The organism is Marinifilum caeruleilacunae, assembly GCF_013141825.1.
GTDB classification, from domain to species: Bacteria; Bacteroidota; Bacteroidia; order Bacteroidales; family Marinifilaceae; genus Marinifilum; species Marinifilum caeruleilacunae.
Genome location: NZ_RZNH01000021.1, coordinates 1 through 16,955 on the forward strand (window position 1 = coordinate 1; position 16,955 = coordinate 16,955).

At 39.0% G+C, this 16,955-nt stretch carries 8 protein-coding genes; all 8 read right to left on the reverse strand.

The window, feature by feature from the left end; translation table 11 throughout:
* Positions 1-3,469, reverse strand: a 3,469-nt coding sequence (locus ELS83_RS12785; RefSeq protein WP_171595953.1) for a M24 family metallopeptidase, incomplete at its 3' end; no start/stop codon positions are given.
* Positions 3,470-3,816: 347 nt separating this feature from the next.
* The gene (locus ELS83_RS12790) at positions 3,817-4,542 is read right to left on the reverse strand and encodes a pseudouridine synthase (protein WP_171595954.1); all 726 of its coding nucleotides are present in this window, start codon (positions 4,540-4,542) and stop codon (positions 3,817-3,819) included.
* Between the two features lie 63 nt (positions 4,543-4,605).
* Entirely contained in the window at positions 4,606-5,145 is a 540-nt protein-coding gene (locus tag ELS83_RS12795; RefSeq protein ID WP_171595955.1) for a carbonic anhydrase, read from the reverse strand.
* 81 nt (positions 5,146-5,226) lie between these two features.
* On the reverse strand, positions 5,227-6,141 hold the full coding sequence (locus ELS83_RS12800; RefSeq protein WP_171595956.1) for a glutaminase: 915 nt from the start codon (positions 6,139-6,141) through the stop codon (positions 5,227-5,229).
* A gap of 47 nt (positions 6,142-6,188) precedes the next feature.
* A complete protein-coding gene (locus ELS83_RS12805; RefSeq protein ID WP_171595957.1) occupies positions 6,189-7,496 on the reverse strand; it encodes an ATP-binding protein in 1,308 nt (435 codons plus the stop codon).
* A gap of 184 nt (positions 7,497-7,680) precedes the next feature.
* Positions 7,681-8,727 carry a CNNM domain-containing protein gene (locus ELS83_RS12810; protein WP_171595958.1) on the reverse strand — a complete coding sequence of 349 codons (1,047 nt, stop codon included), beginning with the start codon at positions 8,725-8,727 and terminating at the stop codon, positions 7,681-7,683.
* A gap of 76 nt (positions 8,728-8,803) precedes the next feature.
* A complete protein-coding gene (gene pbpC, locus ELS83_RS12815; RefSeq protein ID WP_171595959.1) occupies positions 8,804-11,191 on the reverse strand; it encodes a penicillin-binding protein 1C in 2,388 nt (795 codons plus the stop codon).
* Between the two features lie 78 nt (positions 11,192-11,269).
* Complete coding sequence (locus tag ELS83_RS12820) at positions 11,270-16,795, reverse strand: alpha-2-macroglobulin family protein (protein ID WP_171595960.1); 5,526 nt, start codon at positions 16,793-16,795, stop codon at positions 11,270-11,272.
* Positions 16,796-16,955: the final 160 nt, after the last annotated feature.

Here is a 16,955-nt window from a genome sequence, read left to right on the forward strand (position 1 = left end):
AATTCCCACTTGCTGATACTGTGATGGTCTGAGTCGTTGCACCATTTGACCATAAATAGGTTGCTCCCGGATTGCCCGCATCCAATGTGATTGTATTTCCAGCACAAATTCCCTGATCTGCACCCAAATCGACTGTTGGGTTAGGATGAACGCTTACATTTACATCATCAGAAGCAGAACAACCATTTGCATCAGTTACCACAACTGAATAGTTGCCTGAAGCTGAAACCGTGATGGTCTGGCTTGTCGCACCATTTGACCACAAATATGTTGATCCTGCATTGCCTGCATCAAGCGTAATTGTGCCGCCTGTACAAATTTCACGATCTGCGCCCAAATCAACCGTTGGAGGTGCATTTGCAAAAATATTTGCATCATCCATTCCCACACAACCATTTACATCCGTTACCACAACAGAATAATTACCTGCAATTGGTGTAAATATGGCCTGTAGCGTTTCACCATTGCTCCATAGATAAGTTGAACCCGGATGTCCGGCATCGAGCATTACAGCAACACCATCACAGGTAGTCTGATCTGGACCTAAATCAATCACAGGATTGGCGTGCACGGTAACATCCACATCATCAGATCCTGTACATCCATAAATATCTGTTACATGAACCGAGTAGTTGCCTGCTGTTTTCACAACAATCGATTGACTGCTTGCTCCGGTATTCCACAAATATGTGCCACCAGCATAATTCGCTGTAAGGGTAACAGAATCTCCATGGCAAAATTCTCTATCTGATCCTAAATCGATAGACAAGTTTGCGTTAATATCAATTCTTAAAGTATCTGCATCAGGAACTGTACAAGGACTCATTGGTTGAGCACTTAATTCAATATCAACATATCCATTAGCAATATCGGAAGCACCTGGCGTATAGGTTGGTGTTAGAATTGTTGAATTATCAAAAGTTCCATCACCCAAAGTATTCCAAATAAATGATGAAGCATTATTTACAGTACCATTTAATGAAGCAGTACCTGTTTCACAAATCACAAGATCATTTCCTGCATCTGCCTCAACGTGCTGAATCACGGTAACGGTAACATCTAATGGAATTTCAGACAATTTAAACATACTGATACCATCAAATGCAAATGCATTGTCTGTTCCGGTAGTTGATACATTATTGATTTGAATATTGAGTTGTGAATCAGTATCAGTATAAACTAAAGTTTTGTATTCTGTCCAATCGCAAGGATTCGCAGTGCTAAATTGCATCACTACTTTTCCATTTATTACCAATTCAAAATCATCTGAACTTGAATTTTTAAGATTGGTTACATTTAAGGAGAAAGTATAGTAACTGTCTGTATCAACATTGATATCTTGTTCCCAAACTGTACTGTTAACATTTCCTCCTTCTACAACTAAAACATTATCCGGGCTATTTCCTGTAACCCCACCACAATCACTTTTATCTGATCCAAATGCGTCAGTGTCATTATCAATTGTATATTTACTTGATCTCGAACGACAAGATCTGTAATAAGTTCTGCGACAATAGTAATAATCACTTTGAAAACCGATATTGCCCAGGCTAAAATCACCATTATTAACCAACTCCAGGGTTTTATCTACATAAAAAAGCCTTAGATTGTAAGTTGTTGTTGAATCAGGAGTAACCACAACGCGAGAGGATAATCCATCAACATCCCAATTGAATAGGAAATCGTTCCCTGCATAAAGCTCAACCGATTCATCTCTACAGATGATTGTATCATTCAAAGTTACAGGTGGAATGGTACCTGTGGCACTGGTAATGTTAATCATGTCCATGGCTGAACACCCATTGATATCCATTACACGAACGGCATACAAACCAGGTTTATCAACATTTAAATATCTTCCTCTCGATCCATCATCCCATACATACATGAAATGAATACCTGCATCTAATGTAATTACATCGCCATCATTAATCACTTGATCTGGTCCTAAATCAACTACTGGCGGCGGAACCAAATTTACATTTACATCATCACTTGCATCACAACCATATGAATTTGTAACTGTTACCGAATAATTTCCAGCATTATATACAATAATTTCCTGTGTAGTTTCACCGGTACTCCATAAATAAGTGGCACCAGAAATTCCGGCATCCAAAACAACCGGTTCCCCGGTACAAACAGTTCGATCAGGTCCTAAATCTATGGTCAGGTCGGCATAAAAACCAACATGAACAGTATCAGATTCAACACAACCAAATGCATTTGTAACTTCCACCCAATAATCTCCATCGGTAGAAACGCTAATGGTTTGGGTAGTTTCACCTGTATTCCAGATATAATCAGATCCTGGATTACCAGCATCCAATGTTAAATCTCCGCCTCCACAAGAAGCCTGATGATCACCAAATCCGATCACCGGAACTGGGTTCAATGTTAGAGTAAGGTTATCGCTTACAGGACCACAAGGACTATTTGAATTTGCAGTAGCTGTCAATATTACGGATCCGTTGGCAATATCTGCAGGCCCTGGAGTATAATTTGCATTCACATTAGTAGATGCATCAAAAGTACCATCGCCCGATGTTGACCATGAGAAGCCTGCCTCGTTGGAAACTGAAGCAGAAAGTGCTGCCTGTAGGTTACCACAAATGGTTTGATCCGGCCCGGCATTTACATTGGCAGGATCAATAACTGTAACTGTTCTTGAATCAGGCACTTCAACCAATGGGTTAAAAGAAATTCCATCCAACGCATAATCATTACCACTTCTAATTAGATTCTTATTTACAATTGAAATCTCAATTGAAGTTTTTGATCCTGAATACCATAGCGAGTAAAACTCCTCCCAATTACAAGTCGATCCGGAACTTGGTTCAATGTAATCACCCATCAAGACTCCGTCGATCATAAATTCAAGTCGCGCCGGATTGGTAGGGTGTACATTACAAGCCCAGGTAGAAAAAGCATAATACTGGTTAGGGTTCACAGTGATGGTTTGACTCCATACCACTACATTTTCATCGGGAGCACCATTTACGATCAAATAGTTATCTGGATTATTTCCTGAGTGCCCTCCACAATTCGAAAAATTGGCATGATAAGCGTTTGGATTATCATCTACAGCATATCTTCCCTCCTGCCATAAAGACTGAGAGTGAGAATGGTTAGCAGATGATAAAACAGGATCGGGACAATATACATATTCACTATAAAATCCTGTATTTCCATAGTCAAAATCACCATTGGTAATTAATTCCGTTCCTGTATCAGGAATAAAAACACGAAGAGAATATGAAGTTGTTGTTGCTGGTGTAACTGTAATAGAATTAGACAAATCGCCAGTACTCCAATTGTACATATACGAACCGGGAGCTGCCTGAAGAATTACAGATTCTCCAACGCAAATAGTGGTATCATTTTGTGGACTGATAATCTGTCCTGAAACAAAATGATAACCAAATATAAAAAAACACGTAGAACAAAAAAGTCGTAAAAGTTTTTTCATTTCCTCTCCTCTTTTTACCTAGGCTCACGATTCTCTCACAACAACCTATTTTGACGAATGGTTACTTTTATTTCTTTAACTACGTAAATTTAGTGATTAAAGTTTGATAAAACCTTATTTATTCTTTAAGTTTTCTTAAACAAATATTCATCTGTTTGATAATGAGAACATTCCCAATTGCATGGATTTTTATTCAAAATGAGATTAAATAATCAGAAGAAAGCTAACAATAAGTATACTTTTAAGTTAAGGTACTAGTATACCTTCCCAGCTTGAAATTTATAGATCATCTAGGAAATTCAGACTAACAGGTAAGTTAGCTATTTGTACATAATGATGGAAAGATCTTAAAATCCGTCGTGAGTTTTACGCGAATCTTCACATAAAACCAATAGGTCTTTTAACTCTTTTTTGGTAAACGAGCGGTATTTTCCGGGTTTAAGAGTGCCCAATTCAATATTCATGATACGAAGACGTTTAAGCATCGTCACTTCATAGCCCAAATATTCACACATTCTGCGAATTTGGCGATTAAGCCCCTGGGTAAGAACGATTTTAAAAGTGTGGTTGTTCACCTTCCACACTTTACACTTTTTAGTTACGGTATCTAAAATTGGAATTCCATTGCTCATTCTGCGAATAAAATCATTGGTAATTTTTTTATTCACCCTAACAATGTATTCCTTTTCATGATTATTCCTTGAACGAAGTATTTTATTTACGATATCCCCGTCGTTGGTCATAAAAATTAAACCTTCGCTTGGTTTATCCAATCTGCCAATCGGGAATATTCTTTCCGGATAATTGATGTATGAAACAATATTGCCTTTTATCCGAAGATCGGTAGTACAAGTAATTCCAACCGGTTTATGAAACACAAGGTAAATATTGCGAACCGTTTTGGTAACCACTTCTCCTTTAACCGAAATCTCATCTGCGGCGGTAACCTTCACACCCATTTCGGCCACTTTGCCGTTCACTTTCACCTTGCCCATTTCAATTAGCTTATCTGCCTCTCTTCGGGAACAGTAACCAGTCTCTGCAATTGCCTTATTTAATCGGGTAAATTCCATACTTATCTCCAATTTGTTTCAAATCTTAAACGGATGACAAAAGTAAAGGAATATTCCCAACAATTATTCATCAATCATGTACAATTTATTATTATCCACATTGTAGAATAATGGCGCGACGGTAATATTTGGATATTTCCCACGCAATCTTTTGGCTTCAACTGCCACGAATTCTGCTGCATTTCCAACTTCGAACATGGGTGCAAAATTATTAAAATGCTCTTCGGCTCGTTCGCTGGTCCAACCTCCATTACTCACCAAACCTTCAATAAATGATTCTTTTTTCGAAGCCAGGTTTACCATTCCGCAATTGTTATGGCCGATAAGAGCAATGTGCTTAATTCCTCCAACCGAAATGGCATAGGAAACTTTAAATTCACTATATCGAAGATTGGCACCTCCTGTACGAATAATATAAGAGAAGTTATCTGGAATATGCAAATGCTTTCTATGATCCATACACATTCCTACCAGCAATTCTGCTTTGGTATAATCGGTAAATTCTTTATCCAGATTATGATATTCCAAGAGCAAAGCAATAGGCGTATTCTTATATTTTGAAAGGATATCTTCAGAAGAGTTAATTTCAATCAATTGATTCATGGTTATTTTGATAAATAGTTAATGTTTAGAATAATTCTAAAGATAACCAATTGAATCACTTTTACAAATAGTTCATCTAAATCAAAAAATCGATGATTCGGTATAACTTGTAAACTCTTCTAAAAACTGCATTCCCTTGTTTGAGTTTCCTTTTTTGTTTAAACGCGGACTCCATACAACCATGCTGTATTTGCCAGGGTGCACAACTGCGATTCCTCCGCCAACACCACTCTTTCCGGGCAATCCAACTTTAAAGGAAAATTCTCCGGCCTCGTCGTACAAGCCGCAAAGTTGCATTACTGCATTAATTCTTTTCGATTTACTTGAACTTACGATTTGATTTCCAGAGATTGGATCCTTTCCATAATTGGCCAAAAACAAGAAGGTTCTGGCCAACTCTTCACAAGTCATTTCAATGGAGCACAAATCGAAATAAAATTCGATGACTTCATGAATATTATTCTCAATGTTTCCAAAGGATTTCATCAAGTTGCATAAAGCTGCATTTCGATGTCCTTTTGATTTCTCGGACTGAGCAATGCGCTCGCTGTAATTAATTGTATTGTTTCCTGAAAGTTTTCGAACGAAATCAAGAAAATCTCTCTTTGGGTTTTCCAGTTTACTCACCAAAACATCGGCAACTACAATTGCTCCAGCATTGATAAATGGATTCCTTGGAATTCCTTCATCATATTCCAATTGCACCAAAGAATTGAATGGATTACCCGAAGGCTCTACACCTACTCTTTTCCACAAATCCTCCTGTTCAATTTCAAAAGCCAATGTAAGCGACAATACTTTGCAAATGGATTGTATCGAGAACTTCTCTTCTGAATCGCCAAACTGGTAATTTTCACCTGTTACCGTGCACAAATGCACACCAAATTTAATCGGTGCAACCTTTTTTAATTCCGGAATATAAGATGCTACCTTACCATTGTCATGATATGATTCCAGGCTCTTACTTATCTCACAAAAAACTTTATTGTAGTCCATTTTTGGTAGTCAATTGATTTTTTTTGCAAAAATAGAAATTAGGCTGATTAATCCTTATGGTTTCTCTGATGCTTTCGGATAATATTGTAAATTTCTTCCCTCTTAAAAGGTTTAGGAATATAATCGGTACAGCCAGCCTCTAATGCTTGAATTTTCTCATCGCCTAAAACAAAAGCGGTTTGTGCAATAATTGGTACTTGCGAATCAAATTCCCTGATCCTACGAGTTGCTTCATAACCATCAACAACTGGCATCTTTATATCCATCAGAATCATACTAATCTTGTCGTTTTCCTGGTACATTTCTACTGCCTCTTTCCCATTCTTTGCACGCCAAATTTCTATGCCAAGATCTTGCAATATTTCCATCAAGTACAAGTAGTTGCTGTCTTCGTCTTCTGCAATTAAAAGACAATCATCCTGAATTAAAACATCATTCTTCTCCTTTTCTTCTTCAGGTTTTTGATGGCTTGCAGCTACAAAGGGAATATTAAAATAAAAATCAGAGCCTCTGCCAAATTCCGATTCCACCCATATTTTACCACCCATTTCACCTACAATTCCTTTGCAGATGGCCAAGCCAAGGCCGGCACCTCCAATTAACTTTGTGGTTTCGATTTCCGCACGTTCAAATCGATTAAATATTTTATCAATTTGTTCGGGCTTTATCCCCACTCCGGTGTCTTTTACAAAAAACAATAAGGCATTATCCTGTTTTTCAAATCCAAACTCAATTTTACCTTTCGATGTAAACTTCCCGGCATTGCTCAGCAGGTTATCAAGCAATTGCTTTAACTTTACTGCATCGGTTACAATTTCAAGCTCTTCTGATTTCGTAATTTGTTCGAGGCTAACACCTTCTTTCATCGATTCTGAATAAGACAGGTACAGCTCGTCCATTAACTTGTTGAGATGGATGGATTCTTTTTCGAGTTTCACATTTCCCGTTTCAATTAGGGATAAATCAAGTACATCATTCACTACTCCAAGCAGTTGGTCGGAGCATTTAAGAATGATATCCATATATCGCTCACGTTGTTCTTTCGATAAATTTTCGTTCCTTAACAACTCCACAAATCCAATGATCCCATTCATGGGAGTACGGATTTCGTGCGACATATTTTGTAAAAATGCTGATTTTAGCGATTCGCTCTCCTTGGCTTTTTTCTGAGCTTTGCGAATTTTAATTAAATCTTTCTTCAGGTATACATAGAAGAGAATTCCTGTAATGAGAACATAGAACCAACCTTTGTAGGTTTGAACTGCGGTTAAAACATTGATATCAGAAATTAATGATTGAACAATGCGATCGGAGAAAAGAATCCAGGCTCCTCCAACCAACAGATATACGATCAAAAATTTATATTCAAATTGAATTTTTCCTTTTTTCACCCTTAAAAAAACTCTTGCAGATTAACAAAAAATCGTTAACAACACCATTTAATTTGGGCGTAAAAATACATATTTCAACAATTTAAACAACTACGATACTAAATTTAATATTTAGAGTCGTTTAAATTTACATATCGGAAAGTGAGCTTTAATCTTCAAAAATATTGTACTTGGCTTTTCTCTCCTTCCACCTTTCTTTGGCATATTGTTGCATATCGACAATTTTGTCTCGCTCATCAATAATTTCCAGACCAAGTAGTGTTTCAATAATATCCTCCATGGTTACGATACCATCCATTCCGCCATACTCATCAACTACAAGGGCAATGTGTTCTTTTTCATTGAGCAATTTATCCCAGGTATTCAACAAAGTTTGAAATTCAGGAACCACAACAATAGGACGAATCAAATCCTTTAATTTCATGTCTGTTTTGCCTTCGGCAATACGCTCAAAAACTGTCTGGCGAAATACATAACCGGTAATATTGTCTTTATTATCCTGATAAACAGGAATTCGGGAGTAATACAAGTATTTTTTCTTGCCTAAAAAATCTTTTAAATGCATATTCTCATCAGCAACTTCTACCACTACTCTTGGGGTCATCACCTCAGTAACATTTAAACTTTTTAGTCTGATCAGGTTCTGAATAATTCGATTTTCCTTCTCTTCAAAAACACCTTCTTCGGTTCCAATATTTGCCATTGCAGAGATCTCTTCTCTACTAACCGATACTTCATCCTCTCCTTTCGAAAACATTCTTGAGATGTAACCTGTAAAAATCACCAATGGATAGGTTAAAAATACCATTCCATTGATAATTAAACCTGAGGCAATGGCTAGGTTTCTCCAATACAAGGCACCAATAGTTTTAGGAATAATCTCGGAAAATATCAGAATTAGAAAAGTTAAGACTGCCGATATCAGACCAAAATTTGCATCGCCAAATAATTTGGTCGCCTCGGCGCCAACTCCTGCAGCCCCAATGGTGTGAGCTATGGTGTTTAACGACAGTATTGCAGATAATGGTCTCTCGATATTTTCTTTCAAACGAATAAAAACGTTCGCAGCCTTTACTCCATTCTCCTTTTTAACATTCAGGAAGGATACTGGGGTTGACAAAAGAACCGACTCCATGACCGAGCAAAGAAAGGAAACGAACAGTGCCAGAAAGAGGTAGAAAAATAGCAGAAACATATATTTTTTGTGTTATTAATTATCAGCCCACAAATTACTTCTTTTTACTGATTTTTAATCAGCATAATCCCTAATTTTAATCATTAATTTGATGTTGCTGTTTTCCAACCACTTCAAATTGCTTTACCAGGGAATTTCCTTCATCATCAACGAAAGTGATCACATGTTTTCCTTCTCCAGGATCTAATTCCTGTTGGTGATTCCCACAAGTCGTTCCCATAAATTCACCATTTAAGTGCCAATACACATTGGCATCCGGATTATGATGCGCAAGCTCAAATACCACTTTACCTCTTGTGCCATTCAATTCAATGGGAATAAAAATTCTATCGTTGGATTTCGGGTAAATCAACTCCATTGCCTGATTCTCATCCACTCCAGTGCAATCATCGCGATATGGAGGCAATGGCCTGTACAATGGGTTTCTTTTCTTGTAGTACCATTCAATGGCAGGAGGCAAAACAAACCATGATCGATGGATCATATTTCCCACCTTCTCACATTCTGAATTGACCCTGTATTGTCCTGTTGCATCGAGGTGAACCTGTTTGTGATATGGGCAAACATTACTCGCAAGGCCAGTTTTGCCTATCCAGAGGGTATCCACCTGATCGCACCATCGACTGGCCCTGTGTCCACTATTTCTGCATATGGGAACCATTTCCATTTCGTCTATTGGCTGCTCGAACCATTCAGATGCTGGCAACACATCGAACACATCGAACATGACTGGAGCAGCTGCTCCCACGCCTGTTAAGCCTGGTCTTCCCTCGCCATCGGCATTTCCAACCCATACGCCTACAACATAGTTCGTATTTACACCAATCGACCATGCATCTCTAAATCCGAAACTGGTACCCGTTTTCCAAGCTATTTTTTGCGATGATGAAAATGACTTCCAACCGCTTTCTCCATCGGGGCGATTGACTTCCAGTAAAGCTTCAAATGTCTGGTAAACCGAGGAGGCCTTTAAAAACGCCTGTGAGTCTGGATTTTTCCATTCAATTGAATCGTTTGTATAGCGGATCGTTTGAAATTCGTTGGAATAGTACGAAGCATCATTCCAATTGTAATGATTCAATATGCCAGCCATACTCGCATACATTCCACAAATGTCCCACAAACTGCCTTCAGCCCCACCAAGAATTAAAGACAAACCGTAATGACTGGCAGGTCTGTTCAGACTTTTCATGCCCATTTTTTGCAGAAAAAAATGAAATCGTTCCACACCGTAATCCCGTAACATGCGCACTGCAGGTACATTTAATGATCGAGCCAATGCTTTTTGAGCCGGAACTGCGCCATTATATCGCAAATCGAAATTTTTGGGTGAATAGCCAGCAATCTGGGTTGGAATATCAGGAACCAGTGTATTGGGCAAAAGTTCGCCTTCGTTTAGCATACTGGCATATAAAAAAGGTTTTAAAACACTTCCTGTACTCCGCAAAGATCGAATAATATCCACCTGGTTGCCATGATTCACATCACCATTCTTCTCGGTGTTTCCAACATAAGCCAATGCTTCTCTTGTTTTGGTATCAACAACCAAAACAGCCATATTGTAAATTTGGTTGGCTTCAATATTTTTTTGGTGCCTTTTAACAATTTCGTTGACCCGATTTTGCAAATCAAACTGAAGCGAAGATGTGACCCTTTCTCCTTTCTTTCTCTTGTGCACCTGGTCTAGCAAATGTGGTGCAATTCGAGGCAAGCGATGTATTTCTCGCGGTACATCTTCCAATTTAGCCAACTCACAGGTAGTAGAATCAATTTCTCCGATTCGATACAGTTTATCCAGCAAGTTGTTTCGCTTTTTTAATAATCTCTCACTATTCTTTCCCGGGTAAATTAAAGATGGAGCATTGGGTAAAACCGCCAGAGTAGCTGCTTCGGCCCAGGAAAGTTCATCTGGTGTTCTGCCGAAAAAACGCCAGGCGGCAGCTTCCAACCCAACCACATTACCACCAAATGGCGCATGAGATGCATACAAGGCTAAAATCTCTTTTTTCGCGTATCTTATTTCGAGGCGTGTGGCCAATATCATCTCCTGAATTTTTCGAAGCACGGTTCGCGACTTCCCTTTTTGCGATATTCTGATCAACTGCATGCTAATGGTACTACCACCACTCACCACCTTACCGGCTTTCATATTCTGCATAAAAGCCCGCCCAATGGAAACAGGGTTAACACCAGGATGAGAATAGAAATATTGATCCTCGAATGCCAGTAATGATTTTTCAAATTTTAATGGAACCGATTTTGATTCCGGGAAACGCCACTGTCCATCATCGGCAATTCGGGCTCCGAGGAGTTTTTGCTCCGATGAGTACAAAATAGTAGAGCTGGGATCGTTGAAGAGTTGCTTTGGCAATGAAAACCAGAAGCCAACACACAACAGAAAAAATGCCAACAATAAAATGCGGCATTTCTTCGAATTACAGTATGTAAAGTTTTTAATATTCATTGCTTATCAAAACTCTTCTCTGATTTCTATTATAAAGAATGCAGAGTTAAAAATACTCTGCAATCTTTTTAAGCTATTTTATTTTACAACTTCTACCCACTGACCTGGTTTACGTGCATTGATATTATTATCGTACATCGCTTCACAAGAAATGGTCGGTAAATAATACTTACCTACATAAGCGGCTGTAAGCGAAATTGTAAATGTTTTGTCTTTGTATCGATCCAAACCAAAATAGGAATAAACACGATCATCCCTAATGTCCTGGTAGTCTGGCATGTCGTTCTCATTCACCTGGTCTACCTCACCAAATCGTGTATTCAAAATCTCCCAACCCGATGGGAAAATTTGGGTAAGAGCCATTTGCTCATACTTATTAACACTTGGATTTTCGATACTAACCTCGGCTTTAAAGTCTGTTCCCTGCTGTAGCTTGCTTACATCAATTGCATTGCCTTGCATGTCTTTATAAACAATTCTTAGCTTCAGGTTTTTTTCAACCGCTGTACTATCGCCGGCAACAGGAATTCCACTTGCAACTACTCTTGTATAAAGCACTCCATCCGATAAGTTTTCTATTTTCACATTAGGTTTTCCAGATTTTAGATCGATTGGAATTTGTTTTACCGGACTGTAACTAATCATCTCTTCCGATTTTCCGTTTATAGTGTAAGCGAATGACATTTGTCCCGGAGTTTCTCCTCCAGCAAACTCGGCCATTGCTACCAGGCAATAAGCTGTAGTTTGGGTACTCATCCATGAATCACCCGAAAGTCTTTCCGAAATCTCTTTCACCAATGGGAAGGCTTTGGTTCGCTGATTCAACAAACTTAGCGTCTCTAAAATCATTGCTTTATCACGTAAGGAAGAACCGAAACTACCCGAGTGTTCACGGTAGGTTTTCACTTCTGTGCTAAGGCCAGAAATCAACTCTTCCGCAACCTCTTGCTTGCCAATAATTCTGTAAGCAGCTGCCAATCTCCATTTGGCATCATCCGATAATTTGGTTTGTTCTCTCAACCTGTTCATCGAAGCCAAATCAGGCACATCGGCCAAAGCCAAAGTGTATAATCTATATGCTTGCAGCAAGTCGTTTCTACGATAATAATAGCCACTATACGATGATTTTTTCCATGATTTTGCAGCAGATTTCTGATACTTCAGCCACGAGGATCTTAAACCAATTGGCAAGGTGTAACCTTTCTCTTCAGCCATTAGCATGAAATGACCGGCATAACTTGTTCCCCATGAGTCAGCTGAATATCCTCCCGGCCAGTAGCTAAATCCTCCATTGGCCAATTGGAATTTCAACAACCTGCTCAATCCGGCACGAACATTTTCTTCTATTCTCACCTTCTGATCTGCCGTTAGCTCCACAATTCCATCGAGGTACATCTGTGGAAACACAGAAGAAGTGGTCTGCTCAATACATCCATGCGGATAATCAATCAGGTATTCCAACCTTCTGCCAAAATCGATTGGAGGAATATTCGAAAGTTCCAGAACTGCTTTATTTGTTCCTTGCATTCCCGGTAAATTCACTTCCATTTGGAAACTTTCTCCTTGGTTTAGCAGGGTATCGGTAACGTTCACAACTCTTGGATTTGGATTACGAACGTCAAGTTCAATATCATAAGTAGCTTTTAGGTTGCCACTCTCAGCAATCACTTTTACCTTAGCAATGCCAAGCTTTGCCGCTACGTTTAAATCAAAATTAACAACCTGCTCTCCAGTCTTTTCAAACACGATTGCCTTTTCTGTTCCATCCTGCGGAAGTAAAAATTCGTTAGGCTCAATTCTCAGCTTCACATTTTTCACCTTTGGATCCATTGCGAAAACCGTAACTGGCAATTTCACACTTTCCTTCGGCCCAACAACACGTGGTAAAGTTGCCAATACCATTAATGGTTTGCGAACTTTTGAAGTTTTCTGTGCATTACCATAAGCACCTTTGTTACCTGCCACAACCATGGTTCTTACCGATCCAACATAGTTTGGCATTTCAATCCTATGCTTTTTCGAATCGCCGGAATGTAAAGTAAATGGTCCATAAAACATCACCACCGGTTTGAATCGGTTTGCTTTCGCCTGCTTTTTGCCTTTCAGATCCTCATCACCACCAATTGCAAATGCATTTTCGAGACGAGCTCCGAAAGCCCCCATTACCATATCAAACATATCCCATGTTTTCACACCTAGAGCTTCGCGAGCGTAAAAAGTGTGCCATGGGTTAGGCGTTCTAAACCTTGTTAAATCCAACAAACCATCATCTACCACAGCAATGGTATAGGTCATCGGTTTGCCATCTTTTTCCGAAACATTCACCACAAATTCCTTTTCAGGTTCCAATACCTCAGGCATGTCAATTTGTGGATTCAATTTAGTATCAGGATCCTCAACCTTTATCGGAATCACACCATACATTCGAATTGGCAGATCGTTCTCAACATTGGCATGTGGTTGAATCAAACTAACATTTATGTAGGCATTTGGTGCCATTTCCGGCGTAATCTCAAAACTAAATTTTGATTCTCTCGAATCGGTTTCAACCCAAAATGCATCCAGAACTTTAGCACCAGTTTCAATACTTACCAATGCTTTACCAGTTTTTGAAGATGGAATGGTTACCATTGCCTCTTCACCAACTTCATATTTGTCTTTATCGGAAACAAAAGAAAGCAAACTTGCATTGCCTGGCATTCCTTCAGGCGATCTGCCATAGTATTCCGAGAAATAGGCTGTAGTTCCTGTTGAGTGTCCACTTTCCTGATCAAATACCTGGATCAAATATCGACCATAGTCGGTCCAGTCGTTATATTCAATATTCAATTTATAGGTAGCCTGTCCATTTTTTGTCGAAATGGTTTTGTAATCGATAATTCGAGTAGAAGACCTTCTGATATAGGAAGCCAGGTTCTCTTCACCAGAATCCCACCACCAGCGCCAGCCAATCTTGTATACTTTCACCACAATTTTTTTCCTGTCAACAGGATTTCCATCTGCATCAACCGTCGCAATTTTTAGCTCATGATCCCTATCGGTCAAGTACCAACCTCGTTCCGATTCTGGCATCTGCATGCCCACAAAAGAGTTGTAAGGAGCAAATTTCACCTTCTGCATATCGATACTAAAATCGCCCCCTTCTTCGAACACTTTCGTGATAAAATTGGCATTCAACATCCCTGGTGCCGATTTATTTCCCTTTAGTTTCAAAGGAACAATGGCCTTACCATTCTGATCTATTTTACCTTCGAAAACAACCTGCTCGTCGGCATCGAACTCTTTGGCAGGATCATCGAAAATGTATGCTTTGTAATTTTTAAATGATGTTTTAGTAGGCGCGAACTTAAGGCTTACATTTGATTTTAAATTACGTGCCGTAGCTCCATGCAACCATTTCACCTCCATATCAAGATTCTGACCTGAAGCCTTCGATTTCAAAATCTCAGTTCCAAAATCCAGGTTTATTTTTAAACGGTTTGGTTTTACGGTCTCAATTTTAATCCTCTTGCTAAAACTTGCCCCTCCAACTTTCACTCTTGCCATCCAGTTTCCGGTTGGTGCCTCTGCATCGGTTTCACAATTGAACGAATAAAAACCATTTACACCACTGGTACTTACCCTATGAACCACTGTTTGTCCTTCCGGATTAATCAATTCAAAAACAACAGGGTGGTTTTCAGGCAAGGTCTTTCCTGCATCTTCCAAAACAAAAGTAAGGAACAGCTTATCGCCTGGTCTCCAAACGCCACGTTCGCCATAAATAAACCCTTTTATGCCTTTTTGAATTCTTACGCCACCAACGTCAAAATTACTAAGCGATAGCGAAGAACCATCATCCAATCGAAGATAGCCTCGTTGTTTCCCTTTTTTGGCAACCAATAAGAATGGTTTTCTATCTAACTGCACGCTGGCAAAGCCCTGGTCATCGGATTTTAGCCTGGCCATTAATTGCTTTTGGTAGTTGTAAACCTCCAGTTCAACGCCAACTTCTGGTTGCGCACTTAACAAGTTGGTCACTGCAAAAGTGATTGATTTATCATTTCCTGCTTTGGCAATCAATCCCAAATCCGATGCAAATATATTTCGATTGATAAATCGACCCGATCGATAATAGGAAACATGACATGGATTCTCTCTTTCGTTCCACTCATAACCATTTGGATAGTAATAATCGTCGTACCATCCTGGCTTATCCCATTGTTTCATTTCATTTTCCAGTTCCTGCTCAGCAATCATTTCATCTACCGATGCCAAATTGCTGTCTTTTTCCTTTTCATCCTCGCAACCATAAAGGGAATATTCCTTTCTAAATCGCAGTTCCAGGCGGTAAATGGCACCCGGATTTACATCGATAAAACCAGCTACATCAATGGTATGCGCATTCCATTTTCTAAGATCGATTGCTTCATTCTTTCCAAGATCAACGCGTTTCTGCAGAATTAAACGACCAACTCTTCTTAGCTTCTCGTTTCCACCCATTCTGTTGTCCTGCAGAAACTGATGAACGTTATTTTCGAAGATTTCGATGACACGCAAATCAACCGCTTTCAAACTTACAGCTTCGAAAGGCAGAATTAATCCTTGCGAGGAAGGAGATATCACACCTTTCCCCAATAAACGAACTGCAGGTTTGATATTCTCAAAAATCAATTCCAGTTTCTTACTCTTTGTCAGAGAATAATCCAAAGCATTTTTGATTCCTTCTTCTATCTCAATGGTTCTCTTTCCTGCCAATCGGTATTGAGGATAGGCTCTTACTTCATTTCCATCGATAATAAACTTGAAGCTCGATTGGGCATCGATACGAATTAATCCTTTTAAATTCTGATCTTTCTTTAACGGATCCGAAAAACGCAGCGAAACATACTGTTCTGGCTGCTGAATTACAGTTGCACTCATTAGCTTAAACACATTCAGTGCAGGAATTTCAACTTCTTGTTTTCCACTTTCCTTGATCCCAATTCTTTCTCCGTCCCATCTTACAATCAGCTCCCTTTTATCTTCGGTTCTCAGTAAACTATCAACCACAAAATGGTGAGTTTTCCCATCGCCCGAGTGAGTCCAACTAATTGGCTTTTCTTCCCCATCCAGACTTGCAGTAAGTACCGATTCTATTTCATCATCGTTAATGATATCCGCAGTGGTAAGGTAGCCTTTGTATTTCTGCGAAAGCATATCTGTTTTATCGTACGATTGTAATCCTTCACCCGTAAAATTGAAGCTTTGCTTAATAACCTGGAAATTAAATTTCAAATTTTGATATTTTTCAGGCACTTCCATCAGCTTACCAATCTTTACATTCACATTGTAAACACCGCCCGATTTCATTCTCGAATCGGCTCTAAACTCAATGGTTCTAGGATCTTTCCAATAGGCTTTACCTCCTAATTTTGGCGAAATACTAAAAATTCCCGCTTCCAGCTCCTGACCTGGCTCAATAGCTTTGTTATAGTCATTTACCAAACGAATCTCAATCACCGATTCGGCCGAAACCACACCCGAAGTAAATGCGGCTATGTATTGTCCAAAACCCGGATCAACTTTTCGTTTTGTGACCTTTTTTTTACATGAATTGACAGCCGTAAGAAGGAGTAACGGCATAATTAGGAGGCAAAAAATTTTTCTCATTTTGTTTATAGATAGGATTTGTAATGTCAGCATAATATTAGCCATTGAAAATGAATATTCAAACTAAATACCGATCATAATGATTCTAATTATAAAACTCCACAAAAAAAGATCGAACAGACTGCTCTATTCG